The sequence below is a fragment of the Devosia polycyclovorans genome (assembly GCF_042181575.1).
In the GTDB taxonomy this organism is placed as follows: Bacteria; Pseudomonadota; Alphaproteobacteria; order Rhizobiales; family Devosiaceae; genus Devosia; species Devosia polycyclovorans.
On sequence record NZ_CP170082.1, the window covers coordinates 2,849,739 to 2,873,964 of the forward strand.

General features: G+C 59.8%; 25 protein-coding genes, 1 tRNA gene and 1 pseudogene. 13 read left to right on the forward strand and 14 right to left on the reverse strand.

The window, feature by feature from the left end; all coding sequences use genetic code 11:
- Window positions 1–4 precede the first annotated feature (4 nt).
- The 3 genes from ACE4RL_RS14350 to ACE4RL_RS14360 all read right to left on the reverse strand — a co-directional run bounded on the left by ACE4RL_RS14350 (window position 5) and on the right by ACE4RL_RS14360 (window position 3,718).
- On the reverse strand, window positions 5–1,582 hold the full coding sequence (locus ACE4RL_RS14350) for an ABC transporter substrate-binding protein (RefSeq protein ID WP_375597791.1): 1,578 nt from the start codon (window positions 1,580–1,582) through the stop codon (window positions 5–7).
- 224 nt (window positions 1,583–1,806) lie between these two features.
- Entirely contained in the window at window positions 1,807–2,547 is a 741-nt protein-coding gene (locus tag ACE4RL_RS14355; RefSeq protein WP_375597792.1) for an RlmE family RNA methyltransferase, read from the reverse strand.
- Complete coding sequence (locus ACE4RL_RS14360; protein ID WP_375597793.1) at window positions 2,537–3,718, reverse strand: Ppx/GppA phosphatase family protein; 1,182 nt, start codon at window positions 3,716–3,718, stop codon at window positions 2,537–2,539. The genes ACE4RL_RS14355 and ACE4RL_RS14360 overlap by 11 nt, the downstream gene beginning before the upstream one ends.
- Before the next feature lie 428 nt (window positions 3,719–4,146).
- Between ACE4RL_RS14360 and ACE4RL_RS14365 the strand changes: the two genes are divergently transcribed.
- The 3 genes from ACE4RL_RS14365 to ACE4RL_RS14375 all read left to right on the forward strand — a co-directional run bounded on the left by ACE4RL_RS14365 (window position 4,147) and on the right by ACE4RL_RS14375 (window position 4,942).
- A tRNA-Gln gene (locus tag ACE4RL_RS14365) sits at window positions 4,147–4,220 on the forward strand.
- Between the two features lie 161 nt (window positions 4,221–4,381).
- Complete coding sequence (locus ACE4RL_RS14370) at window positions 4,382–4,549, forward strand: DUF6538 domain-containing protein (protein WP_375597794.1); 168 nt, start codon at window positions 4,382–4,384, stop codon at window positions 4,547–4,549.
- Between the two features lie 27 nt (window positions 4,550–4,576).
- A complete protein-coding gene (locus ACE4RL_RS14375) occupies window positions 4,577–4,942 on the forward strand; it encodes a hypothetical protein (RefSeq protein ID WP_375597795.1) in 366 nt (121 codons plus the stop codon).
- Between the two features lie 523 nt (window positions 4,943–5,465).
- Here ACE4RL_RS14375 and ACE4RL_RS14380 read toward each other — a convergent pair.
- Together ACE4RL_RS14380 and ACE4RL_RS14385 are read right to left on the reverse strand one after the other, a co-directional pair.
- Window positions 5,466–6,278 carry a metallophosphoesterase family protein gene (locus tag ACE4RL_RS14380; RefSeq protein WP_375597796.1) on the reverse strand — a complete coding sequence of 271 codons (813 nt, stop codon included), beginning with the start codon at window positions 6,276–6,278 and terminating at the stop codon, window positions 5,466–5,468.
- On the reverse strand, window positions 6,275–7,213 hold the full coding sequence (locus tag ACE4RL_RS14385; protein WP_375597797.1) for a diacylglycerol/lipid kinase family protein: 939 nt from the start codon (window positions 7,211–7,213) through the stop codon (window positions 6,275–6,277). The genes ACE4RL_RS14380 and ACE4RL_RS14385 overlap by 4 nt, the downstream gene beginning before the upstream one ends.
- Between ACE4RL_RS14385 and ACE4RL_RS14390 the strand changes: the two genes are divergently transcribed.
- The 5 genes and pseudogenes from ACE4RL_RS14390 to ACE4RL_RS14410 all read left to right on the forward strand — a co-directional run bounded on the left by ACE4RL_RS14390 (window position 7,212) and on the right by ACE4RL_RS14410 (window position 11,361).
- The gene (locus ACE4RL_RS14390; protein ID WP_375597798.1) at window positions 7,212–8,066 is read left to right on the forward strand and encodes a phosphatase PAP2 family protein; all 855 of its coding nucleotides are present in this window, start codon (window positions 7,212–7,214) and stop codon (window positions 8,064–8,066) included. The genes ACE4RL_RS14385 and ACE4RL_RS14390 overlap by 2 nt on opposite strands.
- A gap of 68 nt (window positions 8,067–8,134) precedes the next feature.
- Complete coding sequence (locus tag ACE4RL_RS14395) at window positions 8,135–8,956, forward strand: DUF1206 domain-containing protein (RefSeq protein ID WP_375597799.1); 822 nt, start codon at window positions 8,135–8,137, stop codon at window positions 8,954–8,956.
- A gap of 60 nt (window positions 8,957–9,016) precedes the next feature.
- Window positions 9,017–9,499, forward strand: a pseudogene (locus tag ACE4RL_RS14400) (SDR family NAD(P)-dependent oxidoreductase); the annotation flags it as partial.
- An 11-nt stretch (window positions 9,500–9,510) separates the two neighbouring features.
- Window positions 9,511–10,422: an NAD-dependent epimerase/dehydratase family protein gene (locus ACE4RL_RS14405; RefSeq protein WP_375597800.1), complete on the forward strand. Its 912-nt coding sequence runs from the start codon at window positions 9,511–9,513 to the stop codon at window positions 10,420–10,422.
- Window positions 10,423–10,431: 9 nt separating this feature from the next.
- A complete protein-coding gene (locus ACE4RL_RS14410) occupies window positions 10,432–11,361 on the forward strand; it encodes an aldo/keto reductase family oxidoreductase (RefSeq protein ID WP_375597801.1) in 930 nt (309 codons plus the stop codon).
- 46 nt (window positions 11,362–11,407) lie between these two features.
- Here ACE4RL_RS14410 and ACE4RL_RS14415 read toward each other — a convergent pair whose 3' ends face one another.
- From ACE4RL_RS14415 to ACE4RL_RS14455, 9 genes are all read right to left on the reverse strand, one after another.
- Window positions 11,408–11,539: a hypothetical protein gene (locus tag ACE4RL_RS14415; protein ID WP_375597802.1), complete on the reverse strand. Its 132-nt coding sequence runs from the start codon at window positions 11,537–11,539 to the stop codon at window positions 11,408–11,410.
- Entirely contained in the window at window positions 11,539–12,306 is a 768-nt protein-coding gene (locus tag ACE4RL_RS14420) for a TolB family protein (protein ID WP_375597803.1), read from the reverse strand. The genes ACE4RL_RS14415 and ACE4RL_RS14420 overlap by 1 nt, the downstream gene beginning before the upstream one ends.
- 36 nt (window positions 12,307–12,342) lie before the next feature.
- Window positions 12,343–12,903: a cupin domain-containing protein gene (locus ACE4RL_RS14425; protein ID WP_375597804.1), complete on the reverse strand. Its 561-nt coding sequence runs from the start codon at window positions 12,901–12,903 to the stop codon at window positions 12,343–12,345.
- A 49-nt stretch (window positions 12,904–12,952) separates the two neighbouring features.
- Window positions 12,953–13,711: a sugar phosphate isomerase/epimerase family protein gene (locus tag ACE4RL_RS14430; RefSeq protein ID WP_375597805.1), complete on the reverse strand. Its 759-nt coding sequence runs from the start codon at window positions 13,709–13,711 to the stop codon at window positions 12,953–12,955.
- 50 nt (window positions 13,712–13,761) lie between these two features.
- The gene (locus ACE4RL_RS14435) at window positions 13,762–14,241 is read right to left on the reverse strand and encodes a VOC family protein (protein WP_375597806.1); all 480 of its coding nucleotides are present in this window, start codon (window positions 14,239–14,241) and stop codon (window positions 13,762–13,764) included.
- An 87-nt stretch (window positions 14,242–14,328) separates the two neighbouring features.
- Entirely contained in the window at window positions 14,329–15,567 is a 1,239-nt protein-coding gene (locus tag ACE4RL_RS14440) for an ABC transporter substrate-binding protein (protein ID WP_375597807.1), read from the reverse strand.
- A 26-nt stretch (window positions 15,568–15,593) separates the two neighbouring features.
- Window positions 15,594–16,688: an ABC transporter ATP-binding protein gene (locus tag ACE4RL_RS14445; protein ID WP_375597808.1), complete on the reverse strand. Its 1,095-nt coding sequence runs from the start codon at window positions 16,686–16,688 to the stop codon at window positions 15,594–15,596.
- Window positions 16,689–16,692: 4 nt separating this feature from the next.
- Window positions 16,693–17,628: a carbohydrate ABC transporter permease gene (locus ACE4RL_RS14450; RefSeq protein ID WP_375597809.1), complete on the reverse strand. Its 936-nt coding sequence runs from the start codon at window positions 17,626–17,628 to the stop codon at window positions 16,693–16,695.
- Window positions 17,625–18,509, reverse strand: a complete 885-nt coding sequence (locus tag ACE4RL_RS14455) for a carbohydrate ABC transporter permease (RefSeq protein WP_375597810.1) — start codon at window positions 18,507–18,509, stop codon at window positions 17,625–17,627. Before ACE4RL_RS14455 ends, ACE4RL_RS14450 begins: the two co-directional genes overlap by 4 nt.
- 171 nt (window positions 18,510–18,680) lie before the next feature.
- On the opposite strand from ACE4RL_RS14455, the gene ACE4RL_RS14460 reads away from it, so the two are divergent.
- The 5 genes from ACE4RL_RS14460 (at window position 18,681) to ACE4RL_RS14480 (ending at window position 24,223) form a co-directional block, all read left to right on the forward strand.
- On the forward strand, window positions 18,681–19,493 hold the full coding sequence (locus tag ACE4RL_RS14460) for an aldo/keto reductase (protein ID WP_375597811.1): 813 nt from the start codon (window positions 18,681–18,683) through the stop codon (window positions 19,491–19,493).
- A 114-nt stretch (window positions 19,494–19,607) separates the two neighbouring features.
- Window positions 19,608–20,048, forward strand: a complete 441-nt coding sequence (locus tag ACE4RL_RS14465; RefSeq protein WP_375597812.1) for a VOC family protein — start codon at window positions 19,608–19,610, stop codon at window positions 20,046–20,048.
- A 38-nt stretch (window positions 20,049–20,086) separates the two neighbouring features.
- Window positions 20,087–21,106 carry a LacI family DNA-binding transcriptional regulator gene (locus ACE4RL_RS14470; RefSeq protein ID WP_375597813.1) on the forward strand — a complete coding sequence of 340 codons (1,020 nt, stop codon included), beginning with the start codon at window positions 20,087–20,089 and terminating at the stop codon, window positions 21,104–21,106.
- Between the two features lie 636 nt (window positions 21,107–21,742).
- Window positions 21,743–23,272 (forward strand): ABC transporter substrate-binding protein, encoded by a 1,530-nt coding sequence (locus tag ACE4RL_RS14475; protein WP_116587864.1) that lies wholly within the window; start codon window positions 21,743–21,745, stop codon window positions 23,270–23,272.
- 3 nt (window positions 23,273–23,275) lie between these two features.
- Window positions 23,276–24,223: an ABC transporter permease gene (locus ACE4RL_RS14480; protein ID WP_375597814.1), complete on the forward strand. Its 948-nt coding sequence runs from the start codon at window positions 23,276–23,278 to the stop codon at window positions 24,221–24,223.
- The last annotated feature ends 3 nt before the right edge of the window (window positions 24,224–24,226 follow it).

The window sequence follows — 24,226 nt, forward strand, 5'->3', positions numbered from 1 at the left end:
AGGATCAGTTCACCGTGACCCAGCGCAGCATGAGGAAATTGTCTGGGCGCTGCACCAGGTCGATTCCCTCACGCGCGGCCCAGACCAGCGGCTCTTCATAGAGCGGCACATAGGCCGTTTCGTCCTGAATGATGCCCGCGACTTCGTCCAGCATGGCCTGACGGGCCGCCGGATCGAGTTCCTGCTGGATCTGGGGCAGCAATTCATCGATGCGCGCATTGGAATAGCCGCCGAAGTTCCAGGTACCGAGTTGCTCGGTCGGCGTGTGTGCGAGGAAGCGGATGGGATGCTCGGCGTCGAACGTGCCCGGCGACCAGCCGAGCAGGTAGAGGTCGGCATTGTCCTCGCGCAGTTCGGGCCAGTAATTGGCAACCGGCATGGTTTCAAGTTCGGCGTTCAACCCCACCTGCTGCAGCATGCCGGTGATGGCCAGGCACACATCGGCGTCATTGAGATAGCGGTCATTGGGGCAGCGGAAGCTGAAGGTGAAGCCGTCGGGATAACCCGCTTCGGCCAGCAAGGCGCGAGCCGCCTTCGGGTCGTAGGCGGGGCGTTCGGTGTGGGCTTGTGAATAGCCCGAGAGCCCTGCAGGCTGCAATTGCGCCGCTGGCTTGGCGAGCCCGCCCATGATGACCTGGACAATCGCGGGAACATCGACCGCATGCGCGACTGCCTGGCGGACGCGTGCATCGGTGAAGGGATTCCCCTCGACATTGCCGTCGGTGAAATAGAGCGTGTCCTTGTCCTGGCTGAAGCCGAGCATGATGACGCGCGCCTCCACTCCGGAGAACACCGTGACGCCATCGGTTTCTGCCAGGCGCGGCGCGTTCTGCACCGGCACGGTGGTCAGCATGTCGAGTTCGCCCGAGAGCAGCGCGGCAATGGCCGTAGCCGAATTGGTGATCGGGCTCAGCACGGCCTCGGTGAGGTTGTGTTCGGGCTCATCCCACCAATCGGGGTTGGCCACCAGGCGCGTGGCGACGCCCGGCTCGCGCCCATCGAGCATGAACGGACCGGTGCCGTTCGCGTTCAGGGTCGCGTAGGTTTCGCTGTCCCGCGCCGGCGCGGTCGCGCCATTGGCCTCGGCCCAGTCGCGATCGAGAATCATCCAATTGGCGATGCTGTCGGGAAACAGCGGATTGGGGCCATTGGTGATGAATTCGACGGTATAGTCATCGACCACCCGCAATTCGCTGACAGGCGCGAACCAGGATTTCACATCCGACTGTTCGGAAATTGCGCGCTCATAGGAGAACAGCACGTCTTCGGCATTGAACGGGGCACCATCCTGAAAGGTGACGCCCTCGCGCAGCGTAAAGCGCCAACCATCCTCATCGCCGGTCAAGGGTTCCCAGGCTGTGGCCAGGGATGGCTCGATGGCCATGCCCTTGCCGCGTCGCACCAGCCCTTCATAGATATTGTTCAGGAACGAGGTGACCGGCGCCAGATTGGCGGCATGCGGGTCCATGGTCTGCGGGTCGGTGGCGGCAGACCAGCGGAAGGTTTCGGCCATGGCGGTGCCGCCGAGGAGCGCAACCATCGATGTGGCCAGGAATATTCGGGTCGTTGTATGACGCAACATGGGTTCCTCCCGGGTCATTACTGCAGGCAGCATTTCAGCCTTGGCCGCAATGACCAAGTGCAATGTCTAAGAAGTGTTCGATTTTGCGCCGCATGCAGTTACCGGGCCGGACTGCATTTTCTTGGCGCGGCATCACTTTGAGCACTGACGTGCCTGGTGGGCCGCCATGGCCAGCCGAGCAACCTGCCATTCGAGCACTGCTCTCATGGCCTCCGCATCTAAAATCACTCCTCAGGCGTGATTTTGCCTTCGGCCGAGGCGGAGCCCTTGAATCCCTTTGCGACCAGGTAGGCCTCCGCCGAATCCTTGCGGCTCGAGGGTGGCTTGACGTGAAAGGTGGTCGCAAAGTGCCGCTTGAGCATGTGCAGCAACTCATGCTCAGTTCCGCCCTGAAACACCTTGGCCACAAAGGACCCACCGGGATTGAGCACCTGGATGGCGAAATCGGCGGCGATTTCGATCAGATGCACGATCCGCAAATGGTCGGTGGCGCGGTGACCGGTGGTCGGCCATGCCATGTCGCTCATCACCACATCGGCGCCGTGACCGCCCATGGCCTCGACCAGCATGGCGGGCGCATCCTCCTCGGTGAAATCCTTCTTGAGCAGGATGACGCCGGGGATGGCGTCCATGTCCAGATAATCAATGCCCACGATCAGCGGGTTGTCGGTGGTGGACCCCACCGCACTGGCCGCCACCTGCGACCAGCCGCCGGGCGCGGCGCCGAGATCGACCACGCGCATGCCCTTCTTGAAGAGCTTGTGCTTCTCGTTGATCTCCCGAATCTTGAAGGCTGCGCGGGAGCGATAGCCTTCGGCGCGCGCGCGCGCCACATAGGGATCGTTGAGCTGGCGCTCGAGCCATTTGGTCGAGGCGACCTTGCGACCCTTGGCCGTTTTCACCCTGATCTTGAGGTCCTTGTCGGACTTGCGGCCGCCCGTGCCCAGCGCCTTGTTATTGGCCATTGCCTTGCCTCCTGGGATAGCGGTTCGGGCGCTTCTGCGTGCGGTCGGCGTCCATCAGGGAAATCAGAATGCCTTCACGCAAGCCGCGGTCGGCCACGCGGACGCGTTCGGTGGGCCATTCACGGCGGATGGCCTCGAAAATGGCGCAGCCGGGCAGCACCAGATCGGCGCGGTCCTTGCCGATGCAGGAATGGGCGACGCGGCGTTCAAACGGCATGCCGAGCAGTGCCCGCATGGTTTCATCGACCTGGTCGCGCCGCATCCAGAGGCCATCGACCTTCTGCCGCTCATAGCGCTCTAGCCCCAGATGCAGCCCGGCGAGCGTGGTGACCGTGCCCGAGGTCCCGATCAGGTGGACCGGGTGGGTGCCAATCATCTGCTTGAGCTTTTCGCGGCCGCGAAACTGGCGCAGATGCGAGCCGACATGCTCGACCATGGCCTCGAACACTTCGGGAGTGACGTCGACGCCGCCGAACTTTTCGGCAATCGAGACCACGCCCACCGGCAGGGATTGCCAGGAGCGGATGGAGGCCGACATGCGGCCCTGGGCACGCGGGCGGCCACCGCGGAAATCGAGCCAGGCCAGTTCCGAGGAGCCCCCGCCAATATCGAACATCAGCGCGCCCTGCGCTTCACCATCGATCAAGTCCGCGCAGCCGGTCACGGCCAGTTCGGCCTCCGTACGGCGATCGACAATTTCCAGGTCCAGCCCGATTTCGTTCTTCACCCGGGCCAGGAAGTCCGGGCCGTTCTCCGCTGCGCGGCAAGCTTCGGTGGCGATCAGGCGCATGCGGGCGGGTTGATGATCACGCAATTTGTTGCGGCACTGGCGCAGCGCGTCCAGCGTGCGCTCCATGGCGGCGTCCGAGAGTCGACCGGTGACCGAGACCCCCTCGCCCAGGCGAACGATTCGGGTGAAACCGTCGAGTACGCGAAAGCCGCGATCGTGTGGACGCGCAATAAGCAGGCGGCAATTATTGGTCCCCAGATCCAGCGCCGCATAAAGCGGGCCACGACTGCGCCTGGGATGGGGGGCGTTGGGGGTCCGTTGATCCGGCGCGTGGGGCGTCGAAACGCCCTCCTTGCCCTTCCGGCTGGTTCCGGAAGAGACGCCGGCTCCGGCCTCGCCCACAAGGGCCGAGGCCAGCGCGGACCGAGCAGCTTCGGTCACTCTTGGCTCCTTGGTGCGCGGTCGCCAGGACCGGTTGTACCGGCCGCGCCCGAACGCACTTCATGTTACGTTGTCGAAAATGACGGTAGAGCAAGGCAGGCTCAAGCGCAACGCAAAGCGTGGCGTCGGTCTATCCGCTCAGCGATGCCGACCCGGCATGGTTTGCAGAGACTCCGGCGCTTTCAATGGGTTTCCGCACCACGTACAGTTGACCCGCCCCCAAGCAGCAGGTGGCCAGCACGCAACAGCCCGTACTCCCCTGACGATGGCCCATCTTGCCGCATGGCGGACGAAGGAATTTTTCCCCAGCGAAACATAATCAGGCCGCGTCCCGCTTGCATTCACGGCTAGCTTTGTCTAATGAGACCCCCGTCGCGCTTCGCCGCCCCCCGGGCAGCCGCGCTGACCAGCAGCCAACAGGCGCCTGCTGGGGAATAGTTCAATGGTAGAACAGCGGACTCTGACTCCGTCGATCTTGGTTCGAATCCAGGTTCCCCAGCCAATCCTCCTTAAGTCATTGATCTTGCAATAACTCCCGGTTTTCCTGGGGTTTCCAACCGATCAACTGGCCCACTTTTGTGGCCCGCGTCCTTGCATTTTTTGCAGCACGGACAGCAGCCCAATTGTCGGATCGCTATAGGCCTGGGGAAGGAGAAAAGATGCATGACTTCTGGTTCCAACCTCAAGGTACGTGGTTCGGTCTATTACGCGCGTCTCAAGGTGCCGGTTGAGCTTCACCACCTGATGGGGACGAAGGTGCTGTTCCGGTCGCTGAACACAAAAGACCGGCGCACAGCAAACGTGCGCAAATTGGCGGTGCTCTCACAGTAGTATCAGCGCTTCGAAGAGCTACGTCGCATGCGTGACATTACCGAAGCGGATTTCGCCAATGCGACCTGGGCTCACTATCTCGCTGAGCTACAGCAAGATGAGCTTCAGCGGGTGAGTGACCTGCCTTCTGGTGCCTTCGCACGCCAGCACCTTCTTAGAGAGTTGCGCGAACACCTGGGCAAAGGCAAAACGGTCCTGGTGCATTGGGCGGCTGACACCTTTATCGAAAAGAACCAGCTGCTCGTTGAGAAGGGCTCCAATCAGTACAGGCAGCTGTGCCAGCGACTGATGCGAGCACAGATTGAAGCTCTGAAGCGCGCCAGTGAGCGCGACCTGGGCGATGCATTAGAGCTTAACCGGCGATGGCAGGAGGCTCGAACACGCGGTGAATGAGGTTCTCAAGACGGGTAGCGCTTCGCCAGGTCCCGCAGCAGATCCGCTCAAATATGACGTCGTCCTCGCGATGCTCGTCGGCAAGGCACTGCCCCTCATCGAAGCCGGCAATGATGCGCAATTCGCATTCTCTGTAGCCACTTCATTGATGGATTCGATTTCTACCCACAGCTCGGCTGCACATCATCAGCGGCCGCAAAACGTTCCGGCAGCTATTAGCACCTTCCTAACCGCTCTCCAACGCTTCGAGGATGACCTAAACGGGGCCGGAGTCGGATAGTCGGCTCTAAGGTGGGAAAGCAACTTTGCTGCCGTTCGCTCCTAGGACAGCGCGCTCCGCGAACATTTCGCGTCGCAGGGGCGGCGAACGAGTATATTGGTTCCGACGACTGCTCCATTTGGGCCGCGGACCAATGCCTGGGTTTCTCAGAAGGTTGGTCAGATGCCCTCCGAAGGTCATGGGGCCAGGATCGGCGCTGATTCTCTGCCCTTTCTGCTGCCTTTGGTTAGTCGTAGCAACCGATTAGGCACTCTGCTTTGTGCGCCACGCCCCGCTGTGCCACTCACGCACATTGACCAAGATACTCTCACCGATGTTGATGATATTGTATGCGTTGGACTCGCCTCGAAGTCGCGTCGATATCGCGGAGGACGCCTGAGCGACCAGAATAGGAGCCGCCGCCGCCTCAGTGACGCCACTTGGCTCTCCGGTCTGTATTCTCCCCGAGTGGTCATGCATGCGAACGTAGGAAAGATGGAAGTGGCCGGAGAGCACTAGACGGACGCCTAGCCGAGCAAAATACTCAAGAGCCTCGTCGGCTCTTTTTACCCTTTTGGTCTTCTGAACCATGGGTTCAGTCGGAAACAGTAGTGGGTGATGGGCAACAATGACCCGAACTGCGTCCGGCGACGCCTCATCAAAACGTTGTTTCAGTTCGGCGAGCTGGCTGCGTGAGATCGTGCCGTGGCCCCAGTTCCACTCCAGCCGCGCCCGCCGCGACGTGCGCATCCCCAGTAAGGCAACGCCCTTCTTCTCCAGAAAGGGCTCCAGGTCCGGGGAGATATACTTCTTGTACAGACCATAAGGGTCAAAGAAACGCCGAAAGATGTTGACCGCTGGCACATCGTGATTGCCGGGAACGGCAAAGACGGGCGTCTCCAGTTTATCGAGGAATTGGCGCGCCAATTTGAATTCAGACTCGGTGCCAATCTGGGTAAAGTCGCCACTGGCAACGATTATGTCAGCATGCTGCGCGTTGATCTCATCCGCAAACCCCTCGGCCAAGGCAGGATCATGGTGGCCAAAATGAAGGTCGGAAATGTGTACGATCTTCATGCGGGCGCTTTCGTGACTTCCAATTCCTCACTTTCGCGCGCCGGTACCAAGACCGAAAGAGCCTGAGGCAAAATTCTGAAATTGAGGGGCGTTTCGAACATCTCAACCTCCCCGTCAATCATCACATTAATCGCACGCTTTTTCACGTCGATGGTAACTTCTCTCACGCTCTGCATGCTCAGGGCCTCATCATCGCGCCAGCGCCCCATCAACATGCCAATCAGCAAGCGAAAGAAGTCACCAGCAGTAAAATGATGCAGCAGGTAAAGTGTTAGCGTGCCTTGGTTGAGATCCTGGCGGGAAAAAAACTTTCCCAATCCTTCATCGTAGGAATCGCAGGCGACGGCCAGGGACTGCACCCGCTCTATCCGACGTGCACCTTCGCCGGAATCGAGGATGACAGCCATGCGCCTGGCCCGAGCCAGGCGGCGAAATATGTGCCGTACAAATGCAAGTTTGGCGGCAAGGGACTCTTGGCCGCGTATCAGCTCACGACCTGCGGCCAAGCCGGGGATAAGGCCAATAACGACTTTTTGCATGAATATGCGCCCGTTGACCTCAGCAACATCTATAAGTTGGCGATTGCCGTGAGCGAGGGCGGCGACGGCTGCAGGCAGGTCCAGTGGCAGGTGCAGGTCCTTGGCAACCGCATTGAATGTCCCGAGCGGGAGAATCGCCAGGTCCTTGTCTCCACCCACGAGGGCTCCGGCCAGCGCTGTAACTGTTCCATCCCCCCCCGCTGCAACAATAGCGTGCGCATCGCTCGCCAGAGCATCGGCGACACGTGCATTCATGCTCCGGCTACAGTCTGCGTCGATGGTGGCGTGGATCCCATTCGAGGAGAACAAGTCGCTCAACGCTTCTCTGGTCACGCCCAAAGCATGGGCCGTCCCGGATTTCTCATTTAGAAGGACGTAGTAGCGCCGGTCGGACATGGTTCATGTTTCCGTTGGAGAGGAATCCGTCCCACGCAACGTAGACAACCCCAAATGCGTTGCCGGCCAATTAGGGGATTTGCACATGCTCTACAGACTGGTCCGCCGCACCCACCTCAAAAAGGCTTACAAATTCGTCACCGCCGAAGTGCGCCTTCTGGCCGCAATCGCGATCGTTAGCGGTCTTATCCTGGGATTTTTCACACTTGCCGACGCAATGGGAGAAGGCGACCTAGAGGCCTTCGACAATTTCGTTCTCATGGTGTTTCGCGATCCTGACAATGTGGACCTGGTAGTCGGCCCAATATGGGCCCACGAGATGGTTCGTGACATCACCGCGCTTGGCAGCTTCTCGCTTTTAGGGCTGATTGTCCTTGGTGTTTGCTCCTATCTCCTGTTGATCAGACTTAAGTCTGAGGCCTTGCTTATCGTTGTGTCAGTCGCGGGCGGGACCATTCTTAGTACGGTTCTCAAATGGACCTACAGCCGGCCGCGACCAGACCTCCACGTCATGTCGACCCAGTTCACCTCGAGTTTCCCCAGTGGCCACGCGATGCTTTCTGCGGTGACTTTTCTCACCTTGGGCACCTTGTTGGCCAAGATTGCGCCATCCTGGAGCATTCGCCTCTTCTTTTTAGGCGGAGCAATATTTCTGACAGTGATTGTCGGGCTTAGCCGCGTCTACATGGGCGTTCACTTTCCAAGCGACGTAATAGCCGGATGGTGTGTCGGTGCCGCATGGGCGCTTCTTTGCAACATCGTCGCCACGATATTGCAGAGGCGGGGTGAACTCCGCGGCGCGTATGCCTCTGCCAAGGAGCCAGCTGAGCCGGCGCGAGTGGCCAAGGTCTAGAACGCGACCGGCGGAACCACCGAGCCCCAACGACATTTTACGTATTCAAACCAAAGGTAGGGCCAGCCGTGGCACACTCTTTCTTCGAAGCTCTGCCCCGGATCGGATACGCAGCGCGCGGCGTCGTGTACATCTTGCTGGGAGGTCTGGCCCTGACGTCTGCGCTCTGGGGCGGCGGCGGAGGAGAAGGTTCATCCGAGGCGTTATCCAGCTTACTGGGTCTCCCGTTAGGCAGAATCGCACTGGGCCTCGTCTCGCTTGGGCTCCTCGCATATGTCCTCTGGAAGTTCGCCCAAGGTCTGCTCAATGCAGATAACCGCGAAAAAGACCTCCAAGGGTTTGCCATCCGGGGCGGAAACTTGATCAGTGGCGGCGCCAACCTGGTCCTGATGTTCAGCGCAGCAAGCATGGCGCTCAACCTTGGACAGAGCAATGGCGGCGGCGAGGGCGAAGAGGCGGCCTCCGCCTGGCTATTGCAGCAACCCTTTGGACCATTGCTATTGGGGCTTGTGGCCTGCGGTATCCTGGCCGCCGGGGGCGCGCAATTTTGGTATGGCATTTCCCATGGCTATCGCAAACGCATGCCACTTCCTCAGGCCCAGAAACTCTGGATGGATCCACTCAGTTCTTTCGGTCTAATGGCGCGAGGAACAGTCTTCGCCATCATTAGTGGCTTCCTCTTTTTTGCCGCATTGACTGTCTCTCCGGATCAGGCGGGGGGTGTGAAGGAAGCGCTCAACTACGTGTACGCCCTTCCTTACGGCCGGGTTCTCTATGGCGTCATGTCGCTGGGGCTTTTGGCGTTCGGCCTCTATGGCATGTTGCAGGCGCGCTATCGTCGCGTCGATGTGTCGGACTTAGCGGAAATTCGCGCTGCGGCACCGATTTGAGACCTGAAGTCTTGAGCGGAGTTAGGCTTGCGGGGGCTTTAGGCAGTCACCTCGACAGGGTTCAACTTGACGACCTGCGGACCGACTGCGATGACCGACGAGCATTGTGACGCGGTCATGGACCTCAACGGCCGCTCGGTTCTGGCCGCCAGCCGTGCCGCAATCCCACATTTGAAGGCAGCGGGCGGTGGCTTCATCATCAACACCACCTCCATTGCCGCGCGCAACGGAGCGAGCAATGGGGCCGGCATCTATGGTTCATCAAAGACGTTCATTGCCAACGTCACGCGGGGCATGGCCAAGGAACTCATCCCCTTTGGCATTCGCGTCAATGCCGTGGCGCCGGGCGTGATCACCACACCCTTCCACGAACGCTATTCCACCGCCGAACAGATGCAGGCTGCGCTCAACGCCATTCCGCAAGGCCGCCACGGCACACCCGAGGATTGCGTGGGCGTCTATCTTTTCCTCGCCTCCAACTTGCTCTCGCCCTACATCATCGGGCAGGAGATCGAGGTCAATGGCGGCCAATTGATGACTTAAGGAGACCAGACATGGGCAAACGTATTATCTTTACCGGCGGCAGCGGCAAGGCCGGTCGCCACGCCGTCACCTATCTGGTGGCGCAAGGGCACACCGTGCTCAATCTTGATCTGAAGCCGCTCGACATCGAGGGCGTCAACACCCTGATCACCGACCTGACCGATAGCGGCCAGGTGTTCAATGCGCTCTCCATGCACTTTGGTTTTGAGGGCTTTGAAACCGGCAAGGGCCCGGCCCCGGTCGACGCAGTGGTCCATTTCGCGGCCATTCCCCGCGTGCTGATCCACCCCGACAATGAGACCTTCAAGGCCAATGTGACCTCGACCTACAATGTGATCGAAGCGGCGACCAAACTCGGGATCCGCAAGATTGTCATTGCGTCGAGCGAAACCACCTATGGCGTCTGTTTTGCCGAAGGCGATAAGGACTACCAGAAGTTTCCGCTCGAAGAAGACTATGACGTCGACCCGATGGACAGCTATGGCCTGTCCAAACTGGTCAATGAAAAGACCGCCCGGGCCTTTGCCATGCGCACGGGTGCGGACATTTACGCTTTGCGGATCGGCAATGTGATCGAACCGGAAGACTATGCCCGCTTCCCGGCCTTCCTGGCTGATCCGCCGTCCCGCAAACGCAACGCCTGGAGCTATATCGACGCGCGCGATCTGGGTCAGATTGTCGCTCTCTGTATCGTCAAAGATGGCTTGGGTTTCCAGGTGTTCAACGCGGTCAATGACGAGATCACAGCGAACGAGCCGAGCGAGGCTTTCCTGGCCAGGTGGGCTCCTAATACACCCATTGCGCGGCCTATGGAGGCGTTCGAGGCTCCCATTTCAAATCGAAAAATCCGGGACGTTCTCGGGTTCAAGGAAAACCACAACTGGCGTCAATATGTCCCCGGCGCCGAGCGAAAGAGGCAGTAAGGCCCACTGATGAAAACCTACAAAGTCCCCCATAGCGATAGTGAAGTGTCCAGTGTCGTGCTGGGCCTCATGCGTATCGCGCAAATGGACAATTCCGAAATCCGCGCCCTGTTTGATACCGCCCGCGAGGCCGGCATCACGGTATTCGACCATGCCGACATATATGGTGGCGCACGCCATCGCTGTGAGGAGCGCTTCGGGGAAGCGGTGACCCTCACGCCTTCCGAACGCGAGTCGACCGTTATTCAGAGCAAAGTTGGCATTCGGCATGGCTGGTTCGACTTTTCCCGCGACCACATCCTGAAAACCGTCGATGAGTCTCTGGCCGCGCTGAAGACGGATTATCTCGACGTCCTGCTGCTGCACCGCCCCGACGCCCTGGTTGAACCTGAAGAGGTTGCCAAGGCGTTCGACACGCTTGAAGCGTCTGGGAAGGTGCGCCAGTTCGGTGTTTCCAATCACACGCCGGGCCAGATCGAACTGCTCAAGAGTGCCGTCAAACAGCCGCTGCGCTACAACCAGGTCCAGTTGAGCATCACTCACGCCAATCTGATCGCGCAGGGTGTGGCGGCCAATATGGATGGCAGCGATCAGTCGATTTCTCGCGATATTGGATTGCTCGACTATTCCCGCCTCAACGGCATGATGCTGCAGGCCTGGTCTCCCTTCCAGAAGGGGTTCTTTGACGGGGTGTTTGTCGGTGATCGCGAGAGCCATCCCGAACTCAATGACGAACTCGATCGTCTGGCCAAGGCCTATGGCGTGACACCAACCGGTATCGCCGTCGCCTGGGTTACCCGCCACCCCGCCAATATCCAGGTCGTCTTAGGCACCACCAAGCCGCAGCGCGTACGCGAATGTGCGGCCGGGTCAGACATCAACCTCACGCGCGAAGAATGGTACAGCCTATTCCGCGCGGCCGGCCACATCGTACCCTGATCAAAAAGGCTCGGCAGGTCGTCGCTGACGATCTGCCGAGGCGCTATTACGACGTACCGACCGGATAGGCCACATAGGCCAGGCGCTTGCTGTCTGGCGCCCAGGAGTTGACATTGATTGTCCCCTGCCCGCCGAAAAAACGTGCCAGCACGCTGTAATCGCCGCCATCCGGAGCCATTAGGCGCAGCTCGACATCCTTGTCCGGCGGGTGCCCGATCGTGCCCTCGGGATAGCTGAGATAGACGAGGCTTGCCCGTCGGGCGACAGATGCGGGAACCAGTTGACCCGGCTGTCGAAGGTCAGTTGCTCCAGCCCGCTTCCATCGCCGGCCTTCATCCGGAAGATTTGCGCGTGCCCGGGCTGGGAGGCCGCCAATTCGGAATTGAAGTAAAGCCAGACACCATCCGGCGAATATTCGGGGCCGTCGTTCGGCACACTCACATTCGTTAAACGCTGGTCCGGACCACCTGCAGCGGGAATGGTGAAGACATTGACCATCCGCTCGCCTGCCGGACTTTCGACGGCGACATAGGACAAGGTCAGGCCGTCGGGTGAGATGCCGTGCAGATAGTAGTGATGCGGCGTGGCGTGCTCGTTCGAAACCCGGCGCGGTTTTCCACCCGAAAGGGGTACCGAATAGAGATGGCCATCATCCGAGCTCAGATAGGCGGTGGCGCCATCGGGCGACAGCACATGGTCATTGTTGAGATCGGCCAGATGGCCGGTATCGATCATTTCCGGTTCGCCGCCTGTCGCCGCGGTGCGGAACAACTTGCCCCCGGCATTGAACACCAGCCAGTTTCCATCCGGCGTCCAGTTGGGGGCTTCAATCACTTCGTCAGCGACAAAGATAACCTGCTGGTTGCCGTTTAGATCGATGATTGTCAGCTCTGCGGACTGACCGTGGCCGAGCCTGCGGCCACGGCGGGGGAACTTGAAGCTCATATTGTGTCCTGCGCAATTTTTTGGCGGCAGACTGGCCTAGACCGGATCGAGGCCATCGCGGAATTCGTTGAGGTCGGCATCAACCGATGAGGGCGCATCGATCCATTCGGCGAGGGGTTCACCAAAGACCGGATCGCGCGCCGGAATGGGCAGCATCATGATGCGCTTGGCCGCGGCACGGCGGTTCTCCTCGGTAATGTGGTTCTCCTGCATATTGTCCCAGTCGCGTCCGTCAGGATAGCCGCCGACGACCATGACATCGTCCGAATGCCCGACCATGGCGTGGGAGACTCCGGCGGGCATCAGCACGACATCACCGGCGGAGAACTTGATGCGCTTTCCGCCCTGGCCGAACAGGTCGAGCACCATCCAGCCTGTCGCCACACCAAGGCATTCATGCGTGGTCGAATGGAAATGGGGATAATCATAGATGCCCGGATAGCGCCAGTTGTTGAGCCAGCCATTGGCGCGGAAGCGCTCGCGGACAGCGTCCTCGCCGCCACCTTCGACACCATTGCGGTAAACCAGGAGCGGAAAGCGGCTGTTGGGCAGCATTCCATTGGGCCTGGACCAATGGGACTCCGTTGATTTGGCCATGATATCCTCCTCTTGTTGACGATGCGAGCTATGCCGCCCCGTCTGGCGGCTACAGTCCCAATGCCTTGAGATGCTCGATCGAGCGGCGGGCGAAGGCCTGCCAGTCACTGGGATTATCGTGTTCGGTGACGATGTGGTCGGCCTTGGTCTTGCGGAACAGCGGAACCAACCCGGCCCAGTCGATAATGCCGTCGCCAGTGGCGGTCCAGCCATCATCTTCTTTGGTGCCGAGCGGGGCAGTATCCTTGGTCTGGATGACGACGATCCGGTCGGCGAACTTTTCCAGCTCTGCTGCGGGGTCAGCGCCCGCCCGTACGATCCAGCCGCAGTCGATCTCGAACTTCACATTGGGCCCGCCGGCTTCGAAGATATGGTCGATGGGGCGCGAACCATCCGCGAGCGGCAAGAACTCGAAGTCGTGATTGTGCCAGGCCACTTGCAGGCCATGCCTGGCTGCCGCCTCGGCCCCACGCGCCAGTTTCTCGCCCAGCCCGCGCCAATAAGTGGCGGTTGGTTCCCGCTCCTCGGCCGTCACATAAGGGGGAATGAGATAGGTCGCGCCCAGGGTCTGGGCGATGTCGATGAACCGGTCCTGCTCATCGACCAGACCCGCAAGCGGCATGTGGAAACCATAACAGCCAAGGCCCGCATCATCGAGCTGGCGCCGGAACAGCGCCGGGTCGGCCTCATAGGCGGGCAACCACGGCTCGATGGCGTCATAGCCCATGGCCTTCAGGACGGGCAACTGGTCTACGAGCGGCGGGAAATTGCGCGAGGAATAAAGCTGGTAGGCCTTGCGGTAAGTCATGGTCATCACATCCGGGTCGGGGGCGCCGCTATCGGCGGCGCCGGGAGCATTCAGGGCTGCGCTTCTTTGTCTTTGTCGAATTCAAGCAGTTCGATCATCACGCCCAGGTCCTTGACGGTGTCATAGTAGGCGTAGCGCCCATGGCTGCCGTCGAACTCGCCGCGCTGCAGCAGCTTGTGCCCCTTCGATTCCAGATAGGCATCGCGCTTGGTCAGGTTCCGGGTACGGAAGGCGATATGGTGGCAGCCTGGGCCTTTTTCTTCGAGCAGGTCGCGCCAGGCACTCTTTTCCGGACCAGGCTGAAGAAATTCGACGTCGATATTGCCGAACTGGAACATCATGATCCGGCAGCCGACTTCGGCCGGCTTGCCATTATAGATGGCTTTGGCTTCTTCGGGTTCAGCCGCCCTGCCCTCTTTGGGCATGGGCTTGCCAGTCAGGTCCGAAAACCACTGGGCCGATTTGACCACATCGTCGGTGACGAAGCAGATCTGCATCACTTCGTCTTCATCAAGCAGGCGCTTGTCCATGTTCATTGTCCGTTGTTTTAGGTGTGCCGCGCGGCCCGGAGCCCTAAGGCCCCGGGTCGCGCCGTCCCGGGGATGAGTTGGGAGGGGTCAGCCCAGGATGGTTTCGTAGTTTTCCTGGATCTGCGCGATGGCATCGTCCACGGTCATGGACGGGTCGCTCCAGAAGTTGAACACGACATCCCAGATCGAGTTCTGCCAGTCGGCATCGACCGTCGAATGCGGGTTCGGCACCTGGTGATCGGCATCTTCCAGGATGCGCAGCACTTCGACCGAGCAGGCATCCAGCACTTCAGAAGGCGCATCGAGCCGGGTCGGCGTCGAGCCCTTGGCGCTGGCGAAGTCGGCCTGTACCTGGGGATCGGCGACCACTGCGGCAAAATCGAGTTCGGCTGCGTCCACCTCTTCGGACTGGCCACCCAGAATGCCCCAGCTATCGACGGTCACCGGCACCGCCTTGGCGCCCGGTATCTGGATACAACCGAAATCGGTCCCTGCCGTTTTACCGGCAGCGCTCCATTCACCCTTCATCCAGTCGCCATGGATCTGCATCAGGGCCTGGCCGGTGATCACCATGTTGGTGGTCACATTCCATTCGCGGTTGGCTGAACCTTCATCGGCTTCCTGTTGGAAGCGCCGCAGCGTTTCGAGCAGGGTCCGCATTTCGGCGCTGTCGAGAACCGACGGATCTGGCTCGCCGCCATAAACGGCGTTGTAGAACTCCGGACCACCGGTGGCGGCCGCCAAGGCATGTACCAGATAGCCGACCTGCCATTGCTGGCCACCGATAGCGAGCGGGATGTAACCAGCGTCGCGGATCTTCTGGAAATCGGCAAACATGGCGTCGAGCGAGTCCCAGGCAGCCGGATCAACACCAGCAGCCTCGGCCACTTCCATGTTGTAGTAAGCCATGCCGTCGATATGGATGGCGGTAGGGATCTTCATGATCTCGCCATCGACGGTGATCGAGCTGACCACGGACGAGGGATATTGTTCAAGGATCCCTTGTTCGGTGAAGAACTCGGTCAGCGGCCGTGCCAGGCCAAGGCCCGCCAGGTCGCGATAGACGCCGGGGCTGGATTCGAGGAACACATTGGGCGGCGTGCCGCCGGTAACCAGATTCATCAGGTTCACGTTGGAGCCGGTATTGTGCGGAATGGCAATGTCAGTCCAGGTGTGGCCCTTGGCTTCAAGACCATCTTTGAGGACGTTCAGTGCAGCCACTTCCGGGCCCGAGGACCAGTTGTGGTAGATGATGAGGTCCGTGGCGCTTGCCGCGGAGCTGAGCATGAGAGCAGCAGTGACGCCACCCAGGATAGATTTCAACATCTTGGTTTCCTCCCTATTGATGTTGGCTAGATCCGCCGCCCGGTCTGGGCGTCGAAAAGATTGACCTTGTCGGTCTGGAACTGCACCGGCACGGTGCTGCCGACCCGGAGGCCCGCTGCGAGATCGGGGGCGACCCGAAGCGCCAGCATTTGGCCTTCAAATGTCAGATAGAGGGTCGCATCCGAGCCCGTGCGTTCCGCCGATTGCACGGGCAACGAGAACTGGCCGCCTGCACCAGTCGCCTCGCCGACGGTGAAATGCTCGGGGCGCATCCCCACCACGACCTGCTGATTGTTCTGCGGCTGGGTCATGAACGGATAGGACGAGACGTCGAGACGTGCTCCAGAGCCAAAGATTGCTTCGGCCTTGCCACTCTCTACCGAGAGCGTGGCGTGACGCATGTTCATGGCGGGAGCGCCGATGAAACCGGCCACAAATAGGTTGGCAGGATGTTCATAGACTTCGTCGGGGGTGCCAAACTGCTGGATGAGACCGCCATCCATCACCGCAATCTTGGTGGCCATGGTCATGGCTTCGATCTGGTCATGCGTGACGTAGACGACCGTCGACTTCAGCTCATCATGCAGCTTCTTGATTTCCAGTCGCATTTCGGTACGCAGCTTGGCATCGAGATTGCTCAGCGGCTCGTCGAAGAGAAAGACATCGACCTTCTTGATGATGGCACGGCCAATGGCGACGCGCTGGCGCTGTCCCCCGGAGAGCTGCGCAGGCTTGCGATCCAGCAGCGGCTCGATCTGCAGCATTTTGGCGACCCAGGCGATGCGGCGCTCGACTTCTTCGCTGGGGAGCTTGCTCGCGGCAAGGCCGAACTTGAGGTTCCCCCGCACGGTCTTGGTCGGATAAAGCGCATAGGACTGGAACACCATGGCCAGCCCGCGATCCTTGGGGTCGAGCTCGGTGACATCGCGCTCGCCGATCATGATGCGGCCATCGCTGACTTCCAGCAGACCGGCCAGCAAATTGAGCAAGGTGGTCTTGCCGCAGCCGGATGGTCCCAGCAGCACCAGGAAGTCCCCGTCTTCAACGGCAAGATTCAAGTCATCCAGGACGGTGACCGCGCCATAGCGTTTGACGATATGTTCGAAACTGACGGCAGGCATGGCACTAACCCTTGATGGCGCCGGCAGTCACGCCCTGAACGAAGAGCTTGCCGACAAGGAAATAGACGACGAGGGGTGGAATGGCCGTGAGCAGGGCTGCAGCCATGTTGTGGGCATAGTTGGTGGTGCCCGTGGAGATGGTGATCAGATTGGCGAGGTTGACCGTCATCGGCTGGCCGGTGAGGCCGCCAAACGTCACGCCGATCAGATAGTCATTCCAGATCGAGGTAATCTGCAGGATCAACACGACGATCAGGATATTGCCGCTCATGGGCACGATGATCTCGAAGAAGATGCGCCAGAACGAGCCCGAGTCCATCATCGCCGCCGACATGATCTCGGTCGGGATATCCTTGTAGTAATTGCGGAAGATCAGGGTCAGCACCGGCATGGCCAGCACCGCATGGATCACCGCCACGGCCCAGAGCGTGCCGTAGATCTTGGTCGTCGTGGTCATCACGATCAGCGGATACATGATGATCTGGAACGGCACGAAGGCGCAGATGAACAGCAGGAACAGGAAGCCGCCTGCCCAGCGCACATTCCACAAGGCCAGGGCAAAGCCAGTGACCATGGCCAGCGAAATCGACAGGATCAGCGATGGAAACAGGATCGAAACCGAGTTCCAGAAGCCTACCTTGAGACCGTCGCATTTGATGCCCGAACAGGCATGGTTCCAGGCGTGGTCCCAGGCTTCCAGCGTCCAGATATGGGGCAGGGTGAAGATCGCGCCTTCACGGATCTGGTCCATGGTCTTGAACGAGGTGACTACCACCACATAGAGCGGCACACAGAAGAACAGGGCACAGATGGTCAGGAAGACCAGCACCGCGATGGAGCGCGGGGTGATACCCTTTTTCTTGCGTACGAAATAGGGCGCCCGGGTCACCGGCACTTCGCCGGCGACTGCCGCACGTTCGGAAACGGAAACCTGGCTCATCGGGCGGCCTCCCGCTTGCGCTGTTGCCACACGGTAAGGGCAACCAAAGGAATGAAGACGACCAGAGTGATCACCAGCATCATCACCGCTGCGGCCGAGGCGTAGCCGAGATTGGACTTGGCCGAGAGGGCATTGATGGTGAAATAGGCCGGCACCCAGGTGCTCTGTCCCGGACCGCCATTGGTCATGGCAACGACCACGTCATAGGCCTTGATGACGCCGAGCGAGAGCAGAATGGCGCAGGTGATGAAGGTGAACTTCATCATCGGAATGATGATCTCGACATAGACCCGCCAGAGGGGTACGCCGTCGAGCTTTGCAGCGCTCCATATCTCGGTATTAATGCCTTTAAGGCCAGCCAGCATGAGCGCCATGTAGAAGCCGGCGCTCTGCCAGACTGAGGCGAGAATGATGGCATACATCGCCGTATCGCCCTGGGCGAGCCAGTTAAAATCCACGTCCCAACCGAGGCTGCGCAGGAAGCTCTGCGCGCCCAGCGTCGGATTGAGGATCCAACGCCAGGCGGCGCCGGTAACGATCAGCGAGACGGCCAGCGGATAAAGAAAGACCGTACGAAAGAAACTTTCGCCGCGCTTTTCCTTGTCGATCATCGCCGCGAGAATGAAGCCGAAGACAATGGCCAGCGCACTGCCCAGACCGAGCACGATCAGGTTACGGAGCGAAATTTCCCACCCGGCATCGCGGAACAGACGGTCATACTGACGCCCCCATTCCGACCAGTCGATGCCGTATTCGGGCAGACGGCGGCTACGCGTGAAGGACAGATAAATGGTCCAGCCAATTGACCCGACAAAGGCCACGGCTGTGATTGCCAGGGCCGGCGTCAGGGCAAGTTGGGGCGCAATGCGACTCCAGCGCATGAAACTCCTCCCATTAACCCGGTCGCCCTTGTGTGCAGAGTTCTTTTCCGGGTGTTGTATTAGCGTTAATCTAAGGGCATAGTTCGCTGAACGTCAACTGGCCAAGTGGAAAAATGCAGCAAGCGCGCACCTGAAGACAACGAGAGTCATGCGCTTAGGGAGGAATTAATTTTGAAACTTCAAGAAGTTATGCCGCGCCTCGGTTTTGGCACCTATGGGCGCTGGAAGGTCGAAGGCATTGAAGCCATCCTGTGCGCACTGGAAACAGGCTACCGCCATCTGGACACCGCCCAGACCTATGACACCGAAACCGAAGTAGGAACAGCGCTCGGGCAGTCTGGCCTGTCGCGTGCCGAAATCTTCCTCACCACCAAGATCTCGACGGACAATTATGCCGAAGGCCGGCTGATTCCATCACTGGAAACCAGCCTGTCTCACCTCGAAGTCGATCAGGTGGATCTAACCCTATTGCACTGGCCCTCCCCCAATGGCGCCCAGCCGCTGGCGGCCTATCTCGAACCCCTCCTGGAGGCGCAGGATCGCGGACTGACCAAGTATATTGGAGTCTCGAACTTTACCATCGCCCTGCTTGATCAGGCCCGTTCGATTGCCGGAGAAGGACGCATTGCAACCAATCAGGTCGAACTCAACCCATTCATTCAGAACAAAAAACTGGCGCAGTACTGTGCCGATCACGGCATTATGGTGACATGCTATCAACCGATCGCACATGGACGACTGGGCGATGATCCCGTGCTGGTCGACATGGCGAGCCGTTATGATGCCAGCCCCGAGCAGCTCGCCCTCGCATTTGAACTGGCCAAGGGCTATGCGGCCATCCCCACCTCCGGAAAGCGCGAACGAATTGCCTCCAATTTCGCGGCCCAGCACCTCAAATTGTCACCTGAAGACATCGCGCTGATCGAGACTCGGGATCGCAACCTGAGGGCCATCGCACCCGACTGGGGGCCAGACTGGGACTAGCCTCAGCACGTTGACACGCTAAATTCAAACTGCCATGACGCAACGTATTAACGATCATACAACGTCAGTGAGACTGACCTTGTTTACAACGGCCTGAAGGGTCAGGAGGATATTATGCTTGGTGTTGTCGGCATTGGCCACGTAGCGATCAAGGTCACCGATCTGGACCGGTCGCTGGACTTTTATCGCGACCGCCTCGGCTTTCCGGAAATGTTGCGCCTTAAGCATGACAATGGCGAGACCTGGCTGGTCTACCTGCGGATCACCGATGATCAATATCTTGAAATTTTTCCCGGCGCCGAGAATGACCGCGCCCCTGGCTGGGACGCCAACGGCGTGAACCATATGTGCTTCACGATTGAAGATCTGGACGGTACGACCGAGCGGATCAAGGCGGCCGGCATTGCCCTGACCTCCGAGATTAAGCCGGGCCTTGATGGCAACCGCCAAGCCTGGATCGAGGACCCGGACGGGAACCGGATCGAATTGATGGAAATGGCGCAGGACTGCCTGCAATTACAGGCCATTCGCCGCTTGCACCAAGAGCGCGCGTAATCCATTCAATCAAACCGAAAGTTGGGGGGTGGCACAGCTTGGGCAGGCCGATTGTTCGACTGAAGGATGTTGCCGACAAGACCGGTTTCTCTGTGAACACGGTCAGTCTGGCCTTGCGCGGCAGCCCCCGCATTCCCGAGGACACCGCCATGCGCATCCGCGACGCGGCGCGTGCCCTCAACTACATGCCCAATCAGGTGGCCAAGTCCTTGGTCAGCCGCGAGACCAAGACAATCGGGCTGGTGTTGACCGACATCACCAACCCGGCCTTGACCCAGGCCGCCCAGTCCATCGAGCTGGCCTTGGCCGAGCTGGGCTATTCCACCTTGTTTGCCACGTCCAACAATGATCTGGACGAAGAAAAGCGGGTCATCGCCATGTTCCAGTCGCGCCAGGTGGATGGCATGCTGATTTACCCGCGCAGCCACCGGGAGCTCGATCATATCCGGCAATTGCGTCGCGCCAATTATCCGGTGGTGCTGCTGGTGGCCGACCCCGATGCCGGGGTCGATGCAGTCTCGATCGACGAGCGGCGCGGCGCCTATCGGGCGGTCCGCCACCTGATCGATATCGGGCACAAGCGGATTGGCATCATCGACAGCGCCAATCTCCTGGGCAATCATGAAAAGCGTGATGGATATGTCTCCGCGATGACAGAAGCTGGCATAGGGCTCGACCCTGCATTGTCGGCCGATCCTCAGGGGCACTCGGTCATTCGCGGCTATTGGGCGATGGACAAACTCATGCGCCAGAAAGACCGCCCCTCCGCCGTCTTCGCGGCCAATGATTCTCTGGCCATTGGGGCCCTACGCTGGACGCAGAAGAACGGGATGCAGGTGCCCGAAGATGTGGCCATCGTGGGCTTCGATAACATCGAATTCGCTGAACACGCGGCCACTCCCCTGACCAGTGTCAACTATGAGATAAAGCTGGTGACTGACCTTGCAGTGGCGCGCCTGATCGAACTCATAGGCTCCAAAGACGCTCTGCCCGAACCCAGGGTCACGCTCATTGACCCTGAATTGATTGTCCGGGAAAGCACGCATCGCCGAACTTAGTTTCCCGTCGGCTTCCGCTCCAAAACGCTATGGTTCGCGTCCGCTTTCCAGAAAGAGCCTCTGGCCAAGGAATGACCGGAACGGGGCGCATCGGCGATCGGCAGGTTATGGACCCCCTGCCCCACGGCTCCTCGGCAGCGCCTCCAGCGGGGCCGGCAACAGTCCGGACCCTCTTGGTTGTGGCTTGGCGGAAGCAGCCATCTGGGGCGTGGTGAAATTCGAGAGCCCATTTGCCGGTGCGCTCCTGGCCGATGAAGCTCATGGAGTTGTCCTTCTTGCTTGCCAGCTAGGTCTGGGCCACCGCCAAACCCTTTCTCCTGACTAGGTTCAGCACACCCCCTGGTCGGGCCAGCAAGCTAGAGAAAGTCGATAATGGCACAGGTGGAGTGTCACTGTAGACCAAGCGGAAGTGAGCGAAATTGTCCATCCCCTGTTGGCCAGCAGGGAGTCCCGGAACTGACCTGGAAAGCGAGGCCCGCCGGTTAAGATGAGTGGTTTAACCAGGGTGCGCACGACAGGGACAAAAACAAGGAAACGCTGTCGGAAAAATTAAACCTAGCGAGCACTCGGTTTGTTTGTTATATATCTGCTCGGCTCCCTGTCGTGGAGGACAAGGTGCCATGGAGGAGATCAATCATGAAGTTCAACGTGCTCCGCACAGGCGGATCATTCCGTGCATCCTTGGCTTCAATGGCAATTGCCGCGACGCTACTGTCAGGAACCACACTTGCCCAGGCTCAGGAGCATGGCGGCATTCTGACCATTTCGCAGGTTGCCGACGCCCAGCCTGTCGCCTTGCTGGCTCTGCGCGCAGGCAACACGCCCTGGATCCGCAATGTGTTCGAAACTCTGACACGTATCGATCCGGCAACTTTTCAGCCACAACCGGTCCTGGCGGAATCTTGGACCTTGGCGGAAGACGGACTTTCGATGACCATCGCGCTGCGTTCCGACGTCACGTTCCATTCCGGACGGCCGATGACAGCCGAGGACGTCAAATTCTCTTTTGAGACAGCGGCCCTTCCCGAAAGCACATCCCAAGTCGGCTTTATCGCCCGCGAATTCGAAAGCATGGACGTGGTGGACGATCACACGTTGAACATCGTTTTCAAGCGGCCGCTGAGCAACGTCTTCGACTTTTTTGAAGAGACGTACATTGTCGACAAGGACACCTACGACCAGCGCGAGGACGGCTCGCAGGTGATCGGCACGGGACCATATACCTTTGCCGAATGGTCTCCGGGCGCCTCAATCACCCTTAAGCGCTACGAAGACTACCGGGTGGAGGACACTGCGTGGTTCGACGAAATCGAGGTCGCCATTATTCCCGACCCAACCGCGACCATTGCCGCTCTGCGCAGCACCCGTACGCAGATTGCCACAGGCCTCACGCCCCGCGACACGCTCGAATTCACCCGCAACCCGCAGTTCGAAGTGGTCGAGACAGGCGGCACCATGTATCCGCTTGGCGTCAATGTCGGCATTGCGCCGCTCGACAACAAGCTGGTGCGTCAGGCCATCGCCTATGCGGTCGATCGCGAGCGCATAAACGACCAGGTTTTCCTGGGCACTGGCACGGTGACCGACCTCTTCTGGTCGCCTTCGGCCCCCGGCTACACTGATGAACTCGCGAGCCACTACAGTTACGATCCGGAAAAGGCCAAGGGGCTTATCGCCGAGGCCGGAGCTGAAGGCGCCACCATTCCGATCGTCGTGCCGGCTATTCCTTCCCAGCGCAGCATATTCGAGATCGTGCAGAATAATCTGCGCGAAGTGGGCCTGATACCCGAGGCCGTCGTGCTCGATGTGGCCGATTTTGACAAACGTCAGGTTGCCGGCGATCTGGGTGCCGCATTCCTTCTGCTCCATGGCCAAATCGGCTTCAGTTCGCCCACACTTCTGAGCTCGCTTCCTTCCCTTCGCGAGGGCAACCCGTCCGGCTTCTGGAATGACGATTATGTCGCGCTGCGCGAGGCCATGTTGGCCGCGACCACGCCCGAGGCGCTGGGCGAGGCTACAACGGCTCTGACGGAATATATGCTGGATGAAGCCTATAGCACGGTCTTGGTGCAAGCTCCTGGCCAGATCGTCGTTGCCGCAGGTCTCGAAGGCGTTGAAACGTCTGTTCGCGGTGGCCTCATTCTGGCCGGTGCATACGAGGAGTAATCCATGATCAGTTTCCTTTTGAGGAAACTGCCGTCGGTGGCGGTGGTGGCGCTAATCAGTTCCGCCATCGCCTTCATTCTCCCAAGGCTGGCGCCGGGCGATCCGGCGCTGGCAATCGCGGGATCGGATGCGACACCCGAACAATTGGCGGCAGTGCGTGAGCAGATGGGGCTTTCCAAGCCCCTGATCCAGCAATACCTTGACTGGATGTTCGGAATGTTCCGCGGTGATTTCGGACAATCCTTCATTATGCGCCGTCCGGTGACAACCGTCATCGGCAGCCGGCTCGAAAGCACTTTGGAACTGGCATTCCTGGCCATGCTGCTGATGATTGCCATCGGCCTTGTTCTTGGCGTCCTTGCCGGCTCGCCGCGCTCGAAATGGGCGCGCGTCGTGCTCGACATCATGACGACCCTTTTCCTTGCGACCCCACCGTTTCTCACCGGCCTCCTGCTGATCCTGTTTCTCGGCATTTTCTTCCCCATTCTGCCCATAAGTGGTGAAGTGGGCTTTTTTGAAGATCCCTGGCTGGCGCTCCAATTCCTGATCTTGCCGGCGCTGGCGCTAGCGCTGCCGCAAGCGGCCATCGTCGCGCGCCTGCTGCAGACCGCCATGAACTCGGCACGTGGCGAGGACTATGTCGATCTCGCCAAGGCCAAGGGCGTTTCGCCCGGCCGTATCACCTGGCGTCATGTGCTGCGCAACTCTCTGGGGACTGCCGTGGTGGCCCTGGGCCTACGTGCGGGAGATCTCCTGGCGGGGGCTATCGTCATCGAGGCGATCTTTGCCCGCAATGGACTTGGCAGCCTTGCGGTCTATTCCGTCCAATCACGCGACTACATGGTGCTGCAGGTCCTGATCCTGGGCGCCGTGATCCTGGCCGTCTTCATCCAGCTGTTCTCCGAAATCATTCTGGCCGCGCTTGACCCGCGCATCAGGTTTGAGAGCTGACCC